The organism is Phyllobacterium sp. (assembly GCF_037994405.1).
Classification (GTDB): domain Bacteria; phylum Pseudomonadota; class Alphaproteobacteria; order Rhizobiales; family Rhizobiaceae; genus Phyllobacterium.
The window spans coordinates 1-13,932 of sequence record NZ_JBBNAN010000032.1 but is presented as its reverse complement, the minus strand read 5'-3'; the positions used below and the strand labels follow the sequence as shown (position 1 = coordinate 13,932).

At 56.6% G+C, this 13,932-nt stretch carries 11 protein-coding genes and 4 pseudogenes; 3 read left to right on the top strand and 12 right to left on the bottom strand.

Going from position 1 to position 13,932, the window contains the following annotated elements; all coding sequences use genetic code 11:
* From pssA to AAAC48_RS02215, 5 genes and pseudogenes are all read right to left on the bottom strand, one after another.
* Positions 1 to 749: pseudogene (gene pssA, locus AAAC48_RS02235) on the bottom strand (CDP-diacylglycerol--serine O-phosphatidyltransferase); the annotation flags it as partial.
* A gap of 74 nt (positions 750 to 823) precedes the next feature.
* Positions 824 to 1,525: pseudogene (locus AAAC48_RS02230) on the bottom strand (phosphatidylserine decarboxylase); the annotation flags it as partial.
* 548 nt (positions 1,526 to 2,073) lie between these two features.
* Positions 2,074 to 3,891: an ABC transporter ATP-binding protein/permease gene (locus tag AAAC48_RS02225; RefSeq protein WP_340652606.1), complete on the bottom strand. Its 1,818-nt coding sequence runs from the start codon at positions 3,889 to 3,891 to the stop codon at positions 2,074 to 2,076.
* A 71-nt stretch (positions 3,892 to 3,962) separates the two neighbouring features.
* Entirely contained in the window at positions 3,963 to 4,334 is a 372-nt protein-coding gene (locus AAAC48_RS02220) for a metalloregulator ArsR/SmtB family transcription factor (protein WP_340652604.1), read from the bottom strand.
* Positions 4,335 to 4,425: 91 nt separating this feature from the next.
* Positions 4,426 to 5,688, bottom strand: a complete 1,263-nt coding sequence (locus AAAC48_RS02215; protein WP_340652603.1) for a LysM peptidoglycan-binding domain-containing protein — start codon at positions 5,686 to 5,688, stop codon at positions 4,426 to 4,428.
* A gap of 264 nt (positions 5,689 to 5,952) precedes the next feature.
* On the opposite strand from AAAC48_RS02215, the gene AAAC48_RS02210 reads away from it, so the two are divergent.
* Positions 5,953 to 6,558 carry a TIGR00730 family Rossman fold protein gene (locus tag AAAC48_RS02210; protein ID WP_340652602.1) on the top strand — a complete coding sequence of 202 codons (606 nt, stop codon included), beginning with the start codon at positions 5,953 to 5,955 and terminating at the stop codon, positions 6,556 to 6,558.
* Between the two features lie 17 nt (positions 6,559 to 6,575).
* The gene (locus AAAC48_RS02205) at positions 6,576 to 7,583 is read left to right on the top strand and encodes a CorA family divalent cation transporter (protein WP_340652601.1); all 1,008 of its coding nucleotides are present in this window, start codon (positions 6,576 to 6,578) and stop codon (positions 7,581 to 7,583) included.
* On the opposite strand, the gene rarD is transcribed toward AAAC48_RS02205, so the two are convergent.
* From rarD to cysS, 4 genes are all read right to left on the bottom strand, one after another.
* A complete protein-coding gene (gene rarD, locus AAAC48_RS02200) occupies positions 7,580 to 8,545 on the bottom strand; it encodes an EamA family transporter RarD (protein WP_340652600.1) in 966 nt (321 codons plus the stop codon). The two genes, AAAC48_RS02205 and rarD, sit on opposite strands and share 4 nt — an antisense overlap.
* A gap of 124 nt (positions 8,546 to 8,669) precedes the next feature.
* Positions 8,670 to 10,283, bottom strand: coding sequence for a citramalate synthase (gene cimA, locus AAAC48_RS02195; RefSeq protein WP_340652599.1), 1,614 nt, complete (start codon positions 10,281 to 10,283; stop codon positions 8,670 to 8,672).
* Complete coding sequence (locus tag AAAC48_RS02190) at positions 10,280 to 10,786, bottom strand: GFA family protein (protein WP_340652598.1); 507 nt, start codon at positions 10,784 to 10,786, stop codon at positions 10,280 to 10,282. The genes cimA and AAAC48_RS02190 overlap by 4 nt, the downstream gene beginning before the upstream one ends.
* Positions 10,783 to 12,231 carry a cysteine--tRNA ligase gene (cysS, locus tag AAAC48_RS02185; RefSeq protein WP_340652597.1) on the bottom strand — a complete coding sequence of 483 codons (1,449 nt, stop codon included), beginning with the start codon at positions 12,229 to 12,231 and terminating at the stop codon, positions 10,783 to 10,785. Before cysS ends, AAAC48_RS02190 begins: the two co-directional genes overlap by 4 nt.
* A 388-nt stretch (positions 12,232 to 12,619) precedes the next feature.
* Between cysS and AAAC48_RS02180 the strand changes: the two genes are divergently transcribed.
* The gene (locus AAAC48_RS02180) at positions 12,620 to 12,787 is read left to right on the top strand and encodes a hypothetical protein (RefSeq protein WP_340652596.1); all 168 of its coding nucleotides are present in this window, start codon (positions 12,620 to 12,622) and stop codon (positions 12,785 to 12,787) included.
* Between the two features lie 549 nt (positions 12,788 to 13,336).
* Here the strand turns inward: AAAC48_RS02180 and AAAC48_RS02175 are convergent.
* The 3 genes and pseudogenes from AAAC48_RS02175 to AAAC48_RS02165 form a co-directional block, all read right to left on the bottom strand.
* Positions 13,337 to 13,516 (bottom strand): PIN domain-containing protein, encoded by a 180-nt coding sequence (locus AAAC48_RS02175; RefSeq protein WP_340652605.1) that lies wholly within the window; start codon positions 13,514 to 13,516, stop codon positions 13,337 to 13,339.
* Positions 13,517 to 13,524: 8 nt separating this feature from the next.
* A pseudogene (locus AAAC48_RS02170) lies at positions 13,525 to 13,632 on the bottom strand (type II toxin-antitoxin system prevent-host-death family antitoxin); the annotation flags it as partial.
* A 108-nt stretch (positions 13,633 to 13,740) separates the two neighbouring features.
* Positions 13,741 to 13,932: pseudogene (locus tag AAAC48_RS02165) on the bottom strand (short-chain dehydrogenase/reductase); the annotation flags it as partial.

The window sequence follows — 13,932 nt, the reverse complement described above, 5'->3', positions numbered from 1 at the left end:
GCGTTTGCAAGGGCAGCTGCGTCGGCCGCCTCGAAGCGCTTCCATGCCCTTGCACTAAAGGGCAGCGTGATGAAAAAGGCGATAGTCGTCAGCGTCAGCGTCTGCCACGTGTAGCTCATCAGGAATGCCACATAGACGACGATAAACAGGAAGGTGGGCATCACCCAGTCGGAGCGTAGCTTCGTGCCTGCAGCCTTGCCACTATAGACGGGCAAGCGGCTAATCATCAGGCTCGCCACGCCAACAGTGTAGGCTGCTGCGGCAAAAGCCAGCGTACGTGTTGGCGCCAGTCCCAGAAAACCGAGATAGACCGGCAACATGACCAGCATGGCGCCCGCCGGAGCCGGAACGCCGGTGAAGAAATTGTTCTGCCACAGCGGTTTGCCGACCACGTCCAGCATCACGTTGAAGCGCGCAAGGCGCAGGCAACACGCGATGCAATATAGAAGCGCCGCGATCCAGCCAAAGGAGCGCGCCTGGTCGAGCATATAGGCGTAAAGCACCAATGCCGGTGCCACGCCGAAATTGACGATATCAGCGAGCGAGTCCATCTGGGCGCCGAACTTGGTCGAGCCTTTCATCATGCGAGCTATGCGGCCGTCGATGCCGTCGAGGAACGCTGCCAGGAGGACCATGGACACCGCGAGTTCAAAGCGGTTTTCGAAAGCGAGCCGGATACCTGTCAACCCGGCGCAGATTGCCAGGACGGTAATGATGTTCGGAACGAGGTACCGCATCGGTATGCGCGACCCGATAGGCCCCGCTACATGTGGCTTTTCGTCGAACAATGGATCGGCTTCCTGGTCAATCATTCGGGGATGCCTCAGCTGATGCGAACGAGTGGAGCGCTGGCCTCGCCGCCGAATTCTGCAATCACGGATTCGCCGCCGACAGCTGTCTGGCCAATCGCGGCACGCGGCGTGAATCCTTCGGGCAGATAGACGTCGACCCGCGAACCGAAACGGATCAATCCAAACCGCTCGCCGATCGAGATGGCAGTATTCTCGTCGGCCCAGCAAACAATGCGCCGGGCAACGAGGCCGGCAATCTGCACCACGGCGACGCCACCGTTCGGACTATCAATCAACAGGCTGTTGCGCTCGTTCTCGGCACTCGCCTTGTCCAGTTCAGCATTGAGGAACTTGCCTGGCTTGTGCACGATCGTCGAAATACGGCCCCGCACAGGAGCACGGTTAATGTGGCACGAGAAGACATTCATGAAGACCGAAATGCGGGTCATTTCCTTGTCGCCGAGCCCGAGCTCACGCGGGGGGACAGCAGGTCCGACAGCCGAAACAATGCCGTCGGCCGGACTGATGACCAGCTTGTCATCGGTCGGGGTCACGCGCTGCGGGTCACGATAAAAATAAATACACCACGCGGTGAGGATCAGCCCGATCCAGAACAGCGGCTCCCAGAAATAGCCGAGGATCACCGTTGCCCCGGCAAAACCCGCGATGAACGGATAACCTTCCCGATGGATGGGTACCAGGGTATTGCGGATGGAATCGACTAGGCTCATTCGTTTGTTCCTGGTTGCATCAGCACATCATGTTCCATGAAACGACAGCCGCTCCAAGGGATTTCGCGCGTTACTTATCGGAGATAAACGGATTGGGCAAACCTTTCACGCGAACGGATTCGCGTGATCTCCAGGTTTCTTTCAATGAAAAGCAACGCTTAGAGCTCTTCTTGGTAAATAGGACGCGTTGTGCCGGAGGGAATTTGTGGACAAGGTCGTTTGGCGAGGCCGATGTGTGCATCAAACGAAGCCGAAGCCCGCAGGATTTGGCCCGAATTACCAGCCGGATTCATTCCGACGCTGCATCCTAGACTGAGGAAGCTCCGCGACGCATCAGGTCCGGCGGTAACCAACCCGCGTATCCGAGCATGATCCACCGTCGTTCATAGACCGTGCCCCCTGCTTTCCCCAGGACGCAATCACACGAAACACGACGTCCGAGAAAATCGGGCGAAAGAATTTCTATTCCTGCGACTTGAAAAGGCGAACATGAGAGTGGTGTGTCTCGCCATCCGCAAAACAGCACTGCGTCTTATTTACCGAGAAGAGCTCTAGGCTGGTAGAGCGGGCTTTCCTCGCAGGACCACGCCAAGGTCGTCCTCTTCGCGTACACGGCGCAAACGCTCCTCGGCTTCGGTGGCCTCGCGCTGGCGATTCCACATGGAGGCATAGAGGCCGTTCTTTGCCAGAAGCTTCAAATGTGTCCCTCGTTCGGCGATCACGCCATCTTTCAGCACAATGATCTCATCTGCGCCGATGATCGTCGATAGGCGGTGCGCAATGACCAGCGTCGTACGGTTACGGGAGACGAGATCAAGCGCAGATTGGATTTCATGCTCAGTGGCGCTATCGAGCGCAGACGTGGCTTCATCCAGAATAAGAATCGGTGGAGCTTTCAGAATGGTCCTTGCAATGGCGACACGCTGTTTCTCCCCGCCCGATAGTTTGAGACCGCGTTCACCGACCATGGCGTCGTAGCCCCCTGGCAAAGTCTGGATGAAGGGGCCAATCTGGGCAAGCTCCGCAGCGTTGCGCATTTCCTCTTCAGTGGCGCTAATGCGGCCATAACGGATGTTATAGGCAATCGTGTCGTTGAAGAGGACCGTATCCTGCGGCACCATCCCAATGGCGGAACGCAAGCTCTCTTGCGTCACTTCACGAATATCCTGTCCGTCGATGCTGATCGATCCACTCTGAATGTCGTAGAAGCGGAACAGCAGGCGTGAAAGCGTGGACTTGCCGGCGCCCGAAGGCCCGACAATGGCAACGGTCTTCCCTGCTGGCACTTCGAAGCTGACGCCTTTCAGGATCGGACGCCTTGGATCGTAGGCGAACTGCACATTATCGAAACGCACAGAACCATGATTAATGGCCAGCGGCTTGGCGTGCGGCTTGTCCGTTACTTCTTGTTCTACGTCCAGGAGATCAAACATTTGTTCAATATCGGTCAGACCCTGGCGCACTTCGCGATAAATAAAGCCAATGAAGTTGAGCGGGATGGACAGCTGCATCAGCATGGCGTTGATGAACACAAAATCGCCAAGCGTCTGCGTTCCGGCCAGCACCTCCCTGCCCGACATGATCATCATGACGGCCATGCCCGCCCCGAAGATAACCGCCTGACCGAAGTTCAGCCAACCGAGCGACGTCCAGATACGCGTCGCAGAGACTTCATAGCGGGCCATGGCTGCATCAAAGCGCTTGGCTTCCATTCCCTCATTGCCAAAGTATTTGACTGTTTCGAAGTTCAGCAGGGAGTCGATCGCCTTGGAATTGGCATCGGTATCGGACGCATTCATGTCACGGCGAATGGTGATGCGCCAATCACTGGCCCTGACCGTGAACCAGGTGTAGAGCCAGACCGTCACAACCACGACGGCGACATATGACAGACCATAGGTAAACGCGAAGATGACGGCAGTCATCAGGAATTCAAGAATGGTTGGCGCGGTATTCAAGATCGTAAAGCGAACGATCGTCTCGATGCCCTTGGTGCCACGCTCGATGATGCGAGAGAGACCGCCAGTGCGGCGCTCCACATGGAAGCGAAGCGACAGATCATGCATGTGGACGAAGGTCTTATAGGCAAGTTTTCGCACGGCATATTGGCCAACACTTGCAAACAGCGCATCGCGCAGCTGATTGAGCCCCGCCTGGACCACGCGCGCCAGATTATAGGCAGCCACAAGCATGAGCGGGCCCACCAGAAGCGCCGGCACAAGATGGGAAGGCTCGAATTTGCCGTTAAGCGCATTTGTTGCCCATTTGAAGAAATAGGGAACGAGGATCAATACGACCTTCGAGATGATCAGGTAAACCGATGCCCAGACCACCCGCATCCTTAGATCCGGACGTTCCGCGGGCCACATGTATGGCCAGAGATTGCGAATGGTCTGGAGGGTCTTTCCAGAGTCAGCTGAGACGGTCTTATTGGCCACTTTTAATCCTTGAGGATGGCTTCGGTCTGCGGCTGCGCCGCTTCCCGGACAATTTCTCGTTGCGGACAGCAAAGTCTGGCCATGTCGCTGACGAACGAGGCGACATTGGCAAATGCGTCCGGATTGATGCTGTAGTGCGAGCTTTGTCCCGACGGCCGATAGCAAACAAGACCGGCATCGACCAGAATCTTCAGATGCTGCGATACCGTCGATTGCGCCAAATCAAGCTGCGCGACGATATCCTTGCAACACGATGCGTCGAGGCACGCAAGTTGACGAACAATGCGCAACCGTGCCGGGTGAGCGAGCGCGGCAAGTATACGGGCCGTGTCGGCATCCGATATGGGCAGTTCAACTCGATCGCTGCATTTCATCGTTCATCGGCGATAAACGATATGATTTTCCAACGCAAGAAAAAAACGAATGCAGCTTTTCCATGGTAAGCCCAAAAGCCGCGCGAATGTTCTATTCGACCGCAGATTTATCCTTGTCGGGCAGAGCAAAAACCTGGCCCGGGAAAATCATGTTTGGATTGCGGATTTGCTCCTTGTTCGCCAGATAGATCGTCGTATAGCGCATCCCCGCACCATAAGTCCGGCGGGAAATTCGCCATAGATTGTCACCGCGACGGATGATGACGGAGCCGTCGACATTCTTCAGCGCCTCGGCAGTTTGCGTATCCTGCCCGTCCCCCTGCGGTGCGACTGCACCAGTGGAGGTATCCGTACCGACGCCGGGAGTTGCAGTCGTCTCAGGCGCCACGGCCGACACCCGCTCGCCAGCTTCACGCTTGAATGGAACAGCAGCACGCGCAACAACCGTCACACCATCCTTACCCAACATATCAGCGCGGATAATGTAATCTCCGACCGCCAACTCTTGCACTGTTTGCAGCAGGAACCGGCCATTGGGCGAGGTTTTTGTCGTCCCAAGCAAATCGGAATTGGCGTATACCTTGACGGCGGAGCCCGCTTCAGCCGTACCGGCGATAAAGATCTTGTTGCCTTCAATCTCGACCGCCTCGACCGCGATCAGAGCTTTCACGGCGGGAGCAGCGACGGGCTTATCACCCTTCGCGACGGCGGCAGTCTCGGTCTGACCGGGCGTTGGCGCAGCAGGCTCGACCGCCTGCGGCTTGGTGATCATGCGGCTCGGCTGGCCGGATTGCTCGACAAGGGCCAGGACCTGGCCAGTCTTTGCTTCGGGAATGGAGACAATCGCCGTTTCGGGCGAAGTCATGGCAGTGCCGTCCGGCGTGGTTGAACGCAACACCAGCTGATAGTCGCCTGGCTTCAGCGGATTATCCAGGGCAATGACAAAGTCGCCGCTATCCATGGATTTTGTCGTGCCGATTACAGCCCCGCCCGAAAGAAGATCGACGGTTGCATTCTTGGCAGCCTTGCCCGCGATGACAATGGAGCCGGAGGGCTCAACGCGCAGAACATCAAAACTTGGGGCGTTCGATGCAGCAGCCTCGCTTTGCGGTGCGGGCGTTGCCGTGGCAGTTTCGGCAGGAGATGTATTCGCGGAGGGTGCCGGCGCAGTTTCAGAAGTCGAAGCCTGCTGTTGGGGCGCAGGCGCAGCCTGTTGCGTTTGCGCAGTACCATTTACCGCAGCAACCGGCTTGTCCAAACTCGGCTGGCTCGGGATGAGACCCATATAAGCGGCAACAAGGCCAACAGCAACGACAGTACCAAAGCCCAAAACCGCAAATTTATTCTCGAACATTGTTCCCCAATCCTATTGTTCTTTTTGGTCTAGCGCCTTTTCTGTCACGCTACAAGAAAACCCTTTAGATTCAGCCCTATTCTTTAGACTTATCAAAAGAAAGTCGGCGTATGAAACTTTCGTTGCATTAATCCGAGGCACATCCAATCGGATGCTTAAGGAAAAACGCAGGTCCATCGCTGGGGCATCGTCCTCGAATCAGTTTTTTGAGTTAAGCGCCCTAGCGACTTGACGTTTCGCGATGCACAAGGCACCACTCTTCCAATGAGCAAGATTCGATCCATTTGTGTCTATTGCGGCTCCTCGCCGGGGCGCGATCCGGTCTATAAGCAAAGCGGCAAGCTCCTAGGCAAGTCTATCGCCGAGCACGGGCTTGAGCTTGTCTATGGCGGCGGCACCAAGGGCATCATGGGTGCTGTCGCAGACGGCGTGATGTCTGCGGGCGGCAGGGTCACCGGAATAATTCCGAAATTCCTGATGAACAAGGAAGCCACCGAACACGCGCTTGGCCAGCTTTCAGAGCTGATTGTCACCGAAGACATGCATGAGCGCAAGCACAAGATGTTCGAGCGTTCGGACGCCTTCGTTACATTGCCCGGCGGTATTGGCACCGTGGAGGAAATCGTCGAGATCATGACCTGGGCGCAGCTCGGCCGCCACCGCAAGCCGATGGTCTTTGCCAATATCCATGGTTTCTGGAATCCCATGCTGGCTCTTATCGATCACATGAAGGCAGAAGGCTTCGTGCATACGTCACATTTGGTCAATCCGCTTGTGGTAGAAGCTCCCGAAGACATCGTGCCTGCGATCCTGAATGCCGCCGCAAAAGGCGACCGGGAAGGCAACGAAGCTATCATAGAACGGTTATAGCAAAGCGAAGGGATCGCATGGCGGACAATTCACCCTCCGATCCCCCATCTGCTGATAAGAAGCTGCACAATGATGATTTCGTCATCATTCATGGCTTTGACTCGGATGGCGCGCTGCAACAGGTTAAGGCCTCGGCGCGTGCCGCGTGGGTATGGAGAAGCTACGCCCTCGCCGATGCGCGGGCGCGGCGCTCTCTTGAGACAGATGATAGCCTGCCGGAGATGATCCGGCAGGCATTTGTTTCCTCCGGCGATCAATACCAGATCAGCTATGAAGATGGATGGCTGTTTGGTGAATTGCCGGATCTTCAGCACGAGCACTATGGTGATTCTCGAGAGCTGGGCTATCTGCGCTTTGCCTTCAATGGAGAGCTCTTCATCAGCGGCCGCCGCCACCCGCTCCAGTCCGTCGATGACATTCGCCAATCCATCAGCCGAGGCAAGATCAAGCCCGCATCGCCGATCGCGCTTTTTAATGCGATCTTCCGCCGCTTTCTAGAACTTCTGAAAGCGGAAATCGCCAAGCTTTCCGAAACCCTCGATTCAATCGAGGATCACATCGTCGGCGAGAACTGGCAGGGTGAGCGTGAACGGCTGGTGCCTGTCAGGCGTCAGATCGTTGTTTTTCATCGCTATCTGACGGCCGCGACCAGTCTCTTCCGGCATATCGATCACGCGGATCGTCGCGCCCTCCCCGAGGATCTGGATGATATGATCGAGGCACTTTCACGCCGTGCCGCAACATTGCACGCAGAAGGTGACCAACTGCAACAGCGGGCCAGGCTGCTGCAGGACGAACTCATGGCAAAGATGACGGACCAATCAAACCAGTTTCTCTACGTCCTGTCTGTCATGACTGCAGTGCTCCTGCCGAGCACGGTCATAAGCGGCCTCTTTGGTATGAACACCGGGGGTTTGCCACTCGCCAGCAGCGAGCATGGGTTCTGGATCGTGGCCTTTGTGGCGCTGGTGATTTCAGCGATGGTGTATCTGCTCGTCCGCAAGATCGGCGGAACGCGGAATTAGGCCATTGCCGCCGACCGCACCTTCCGGGCTTTGTACAGCATGGACCAAGTATAGATTGCAAGCGCAGACCAGATCAGGGCAAAGGCAACGAACTGGATGTGCGAGAACGGCTCACCGAATACGAAGATCGCACTCAGGAAGACGATTGTCGGCGCGATATACTGCATCAGGCCGATCGTCGTATAGCGCAGGAGCTTCGCGCCGAAGGCGTAAAGAATGAGCGGCACGGCTGTAGCAGGACCGGCAAACAACAGTAGTCCGACGTCATGCGCGCTGCCATTGAAGAAATGGCTCGTACCCTGCGATACCGTCCAGAATATGAAGCCGATCGACGGGATCGACAAAAGCAGAACTTCCAGCATGAAGCCCTGCGTTGGACCGATCGGCAGCGTTTTGCGGAAAAAGCCGTAGAAACCGAAGCTGAAGGCGAGCACCAGCGAAACCCATGGCAGGCCGCCAGACGAAATCGTCAGCAAAATCACGGCGCACGCCGCCAGCGCAACGGCGACCATCTGCGGTTTCGACAGGCGCTCTGACAGGAAAATGGCCCCGAGAACGACATTCACCAACGGGTTGATATAGTAGCCGAGTGCCGTGTCGATCGCATGGCCACTACCAATTGCCCAGACATATGTTCCCCAGTTGAGGGTGATGAGAGAGGCCGTCAGGGTTGCCATGGCCAGCATGCGGGGGGTGGTCAGGGCGACTTTCAGATCGCCGAACAGGCCAAGCCACCACAGCAGCGCACCGGCGATCGGAACCGACCAGATAATACGATGCGCAACCACTTCAAGCGCCGGCATATAGGCAACCTGCTTCAAATAGAACGGCAGAATGCCCCATAGCAGATAAGCCGAGAGCGCGAAGATGAACCCCTTCCTTCCATCCGACATGCCAATGGCTGTCTCGTGGGTCACAAGGCTCGCGCTTACCGCTGGACTATGATTGATTTGTTCGGTCATGACGCGGAGTCCTATTCTTCGCGTCGTGTGCCGTCCATTGAATTCGGCTGATCAATCCATCAAGACGGTTGATGTTTTTTGCGGCAAATAGAGCGTTATTTGTGCAAACTCTGCCGAGAATATCTTATTCAGCGGCAATCTTGCCGGCCAAATCCCGATTTTTCATCAGCTTGTAGACAACCGAGTCCATCAGTGCCTGGAATGAAGCATCGATGATGTTGTCGGAAACACCCACGGTCCACCAGCGCGCATTGCTGGAATCGGTCGATTCAATCAGGACCCGCGTGATGGCCGCCGTGCCGCCATTGAGGATACGTACCTTGAAGTCTGCCAGCACCAGATCATCGATCTCGTGCTGATAGCGGCCCAAATCCTTGCGCAACGCAAGATCCAGCGCATTGACCGGACCATGACCTTCCGCAACCGACATACGGGTTTCGCCATCAACCTCGACGCGTACCACAGCCTCCGAGACCGTCTTGACATTGCCATTGGCATCGAAGCGCCGCTCGACCATGCAACGGAAGGAATCGACCTTGAAGAACTCGGGCACCGTGCCGAGGGTGCGTCGCGCGAGCAGTTCGAAACTCGCATCCGCGCCTTCATAGGCATAGCCTTCCGCCTCGTGCTCCTTGACCAGCGCAATTAGCGTATCGAGGCGCGGATCCGACTTGGCAACTTCGATTCCTCGCCGCTCCAGCTCATTGATGAAATTGGATTTGCCGCCCTGGTCCGAGACCATGACCTTTCGTCGATTGCCGACCGTTTCCGGCGGCACATGCTCGTAGGTCGCCGGCTCCTTGATGAGCGCCGAGGCGTGAATGCCGGCCTTGGTGGCAAACGCCGAGGCGCCGACGAAAGCACCCTGCGGATTGGGCGCCCGGTTGAGCAATTCGTCGAAGCTGCGCGACAGGCGCGAAAGCCCCTGCAGTTTCTCAGGACTGATCCCGGTCTCGAAACGGTCCGCCCAGGCGGGCTTCAGCATCAGCGTCGGGATGATCGTGATCAGATTGGCGTTGCCGCAGCGCTCGCCTATGCCGTTCAACGTGCCTTGCACATGGCGCACGCCTGCATCGATCGCAGCAAGCGAATTGGCGACAGCCTGCTCCGTATCATTGTGTGCATGAATGCCGAGATGATCGCCAGGGATATGCCTGGTCACCTTACGGACAATCTCCGCGACTTCCGCTGGCTGCGTGCCGCCATTGGTGTCGCAAAGAACGATCCAGCGGGCACCGGCGGCATGGGCGGTCTTGGCGCAAGCAAGGGCATAATCCGGGTTCGCCTTGTAGCCGTCAAAGAAGTGTTCGCAATCGACAATGGCTTCCTTGCCCGCCTCAACAGCGGCTCTGACCGAAGCATCGATGGATTCGAGGTTTTCCTCATTGGTGCAGCCGAGCGCGACCCGCACATGATAATCCCAGCTCTTGCCGACAAAACACACTGTATCGGCCGATGAGCGAATGAGCGCTGCGAGGCCTGGATCGTTGGAGGTCGACACGCCTGCGCGCTTGGTCATACCGAAAGCCGCGAATTTCGCGCGTTTCGTCCGCTTTTCAGCAAAGAAGGCGGTGTCTGTGGGGTTGGCGCCCGGATAGCCGCCCTCGACGTAGTCGAAACCGAACTCGTCCAGCATATCGGCGATAACCTTCTTGTCCTCGACCGAAAAGTCGATGCCCGGCGTCTGCTGGCCATCGCGCAATGTCGTGTCGAAGAGATAGATCCGTTCCTTGGTCACTTGTCCGCCTCCCCCTGCGACCCCTTTTGCGGCCACTGATCCGTGTCATGGTCGGGGTGCTGATAGGATATCATTGTTTTCAGGAATTCTGCCGATTCCGGGTCACCTTCGGAGCTGTATCCGGGAAGAGCGGACAAATCGTCGATATATGGCAGTTTGCCCTCGAGGCCCCACTGGATGGTCGGGGCCAGTTCCTCCGGGTGATCGAAGGCAGCAATGGCAAGCGCCATCCCGTCCGGCGCCTCATAGGTCAGCGGCGTTCCGCAATGACCGCAAAAGCCACGCTTGACATGGTTGGAGGATTGAAACCGCTTGGGCTCACCCCGGGTCCATTGAAAATCAGTGCCTCTAACCGAAGTTAGCGGCGCAAAGAAATTGCCGAACGCCTTCTGGCACATGCGGCAATGGCATATCGATGCGTCACCGAGCTTGCCTTCGACGCGAAAACGGATAGCACCGCACTGACACCCGCCAGTGTAGACGGGTCTGTTGTCGAGGCTCATCGCTTCACCTCCCAGGTTGTGACCCGTTCGCCCGTTGCCGGATCCTTGCCGTCCCTCAGCTGGATACCCTTTGACAAGAGTTCGTCGCGGATGCGATCGGCTTCAGCGAAGCTTTTGGCCGCAAGCAGGGATAGACGATTGCGGATGTTGACTTCGATCTCGTTCTCAAGTTCAGGCGAAATTGCTTCTGCACGCAGGTCGATACCGAGCAATCCGAACACCGCGCGATAATCGGCTGGATCAAGGACCCGTGATTTCCTGATGGATGCCAGCCAGTTGATCAGATTGGGTGTTGCAAGATCGTCGGACAAGATTTCAACCGCTACATCCGGAATGCTGCCGACCCCGGCATCGCCCACATATTCACGGGCTTTGGCGAGGATGTTTTCCGCTTCTTCCAGTTTCCGCACGCTGAAATCGATCGGCTCGCGATAGTTGGTCATCAGCATCGCAAGGCGCAGCACTTCACCCGGCCATTTCCGGTCGCCAAATACATTTGTCGCCAGCAATTCATGGATCGTCACGAAATTACCGATGCTCTTTGCCATCTTCTGACCTTCGACCTGCAGGAAGCCGTTATGCATCCACACATTGGCCATGCGGTCGGTGCCAAGCGCGCAGCAAGACTGGGCAATCTCGTTTTCGTGGTGCGGAAACACCAGATCGATGCCGCCGGCATGAATGTCAAAGATGTTCTTCATCGGATCGTCGCATTGCAAGCCGCCGCCAAATGGGTCCAGAAGCTTGGCCATCGACATGGCCGAGCATTCGATGTGCCAGCCGGGACGCCCCAGCCCTTCAATGCCGGCCGGCGACTGCCAGCCCGGCTCATCCTGCTTTGATGGCTTCCACAATACGAAATCCATCTCGTCGCGCTTGTAGGAAGCAACATCGACGCGCGCACCGGCCAACATATCTTCGGCAGAACGGCGGGCGAGAAGACCATAGCGCGGCCCCTTGGCGGCATTCATTGCCGAGGGCGAAAACAGCACATGGCCATCGGCCACATAGGCAACACCGCGTTCGACGAGGCGATCGATCATGGCCACCATTTCGGCAATATATTCGGTCGCCCGGGGTTGATCCGATGGTTGCAGATTGCCGAGTGCAGCCACATCCGCCTGGAATTGCTTGTTGGTCGATTCGGTGACCTTGCGGATCGCCTCGTTCAACGGCAGATCCGGATAGTCGCGGGCAGCCCGCGCGTTGATCTTGTCATCAACGTCCGTGATGTTGCGCACATAGGTGACATGATTTTCGCCGTAGACGTGGCGCAGCAGACGGAACAGCACGTCGAAGACGATCACTGGCCGGGCGTTGCCGATATGGGCATTGTCATAAACCGTCGGGCCGCAGACATACATGCGCACATTTTTCGGGTCGATCGGCACGAACGTCTCTTTCGTGCGGGTGAGCGTGTTGTAAAGGCTCAATTGATGCGGCATGGCGGTTGTCTCAAATTGCGGGTTCAGATGTTCAAGTTCATACCAACGCGCTGGTCTGCTGACCGGAGTGTTTCGCATCTTTTGACTGAGTTTTGAGACGAAAACGGCCGGGCCAGCAAAGCGCTAGCTGATAATGATCCGACAGGTAATAATAATCGTAGCGGGCAACGTTTTCATGCGGGCATTTATGGTCGAGTGCGCGACAATCGTCAAGCGTCCATCACCGCAACCTTAGTGTTGCATTTTTGTCGCCTCGGCGATGGTTAATCCAAATTAACCGAATAGCCCAAAATCCTCCCGGAAAGTGCCTTTTTTCCGGCCAAATTGACCGGGAATCCTTCTGTCTTAGACTAAAGGGGAATAGGCCCCGCTTAACAGGACCAGACCCATGAACAACAAACAACAGACGGCAAAGCCGCGCGAAAGCGCCCGTGCCGACAATCTTGCCTCACAATACCGAGCGATTGGCCCAGCCGCGATCCTGGCAGCAGTCCTCAGCACGGTGCGCAAGCGGCCGCAGCTGAAACTCGCTTCAATTGTGCAGGAAACGGACTAACAGATCCTAAGCAACGCCGGCCTGACAACCGATCAGGTCAAGCACGCCGGCGGCCGGCGATGCAAATACTGGCCGCGACAGCCTCTGACCATAGCCGAGGCCAAAGTAAAATGCAGGTGCTGCACCTGCATCTAAAGCAAATTCCGACCAAATAGACGCGTTCTGCCGGAGGGAATACGCGGACAAGGTCAAGGGGTTTGGCGAGGCCGATGCCTTTGCATCGCACGATGCTAAAGCCCGGTGGATTTGGCCCGGGCCCACTGGTCGAACCGCATTTCTCTCCAAATGCGGATAATTCGACCAGCGGGTTTGAAAGCTGGTTGGTTTGCTTTGGCAAACTAACGGCTGGGTTTCCGCCCCTTGATAAACTCGAGAGGCGGACACCCACTTTGTCAGGCGGCCTCGTCCTATGGGTAAACGTCGGCCTCGCCACCTTCCAAGTGGATTGGCTCGCCATCCGAGAAACAGAACTGCGTTTGTTTGATCGGAAATTGCTCTAGCTTCGGAGAATATGAAAATGGCCGGTTTGCGCCGGCCATTTTCATTGCGTCACCACAACCGGGCTATCCAGCCATCATGGTTCGACAGCTGATCAAATGTGATGTCGGCTGATATCAGGGGCAGTCCATAATGAATGGCTGTCGCCGCAAGCATCCGATCGAAACGATCGCGGTGCGCCCAATCCATCATGCCTGCTAGAAGACTTATTTCGGGGGTGAGCGCTGCAATCTGTCCGGTATCGCAACGAGCTTGACGACCGGCTTGTTTCCTTTGGCAATAATGACCTCTTCACCGGACAAAGCGGCGTCGATCAATTTCGACAAATTCGTTTTTGCTGCGCGAATGTTGACCTCAACGGCATGGCTCCAACTTAGCTAACTTAGCTAATATCAGAAATCTTCGCTTTCATCCGTTCAAAGGCGAAGATTCCCCGAGGTAGCAGCACAAGGCAATCAAGCCTCCGGAAAATCCGCGCCCAAGGTGACTTCGGCCCAGGCGCCGAAATCACGCTGCAATTCCGCGATCTTCTTGTGGGCGTTTTCAAAGGCCTGCTTGCCAAGGAGCAAGCGCAACGGCGGATCCTTGGCTTCGACCGCCTGGACGATTGCCTTTGCCGCGCGGACCGGATCACCCGGCTGATTGCC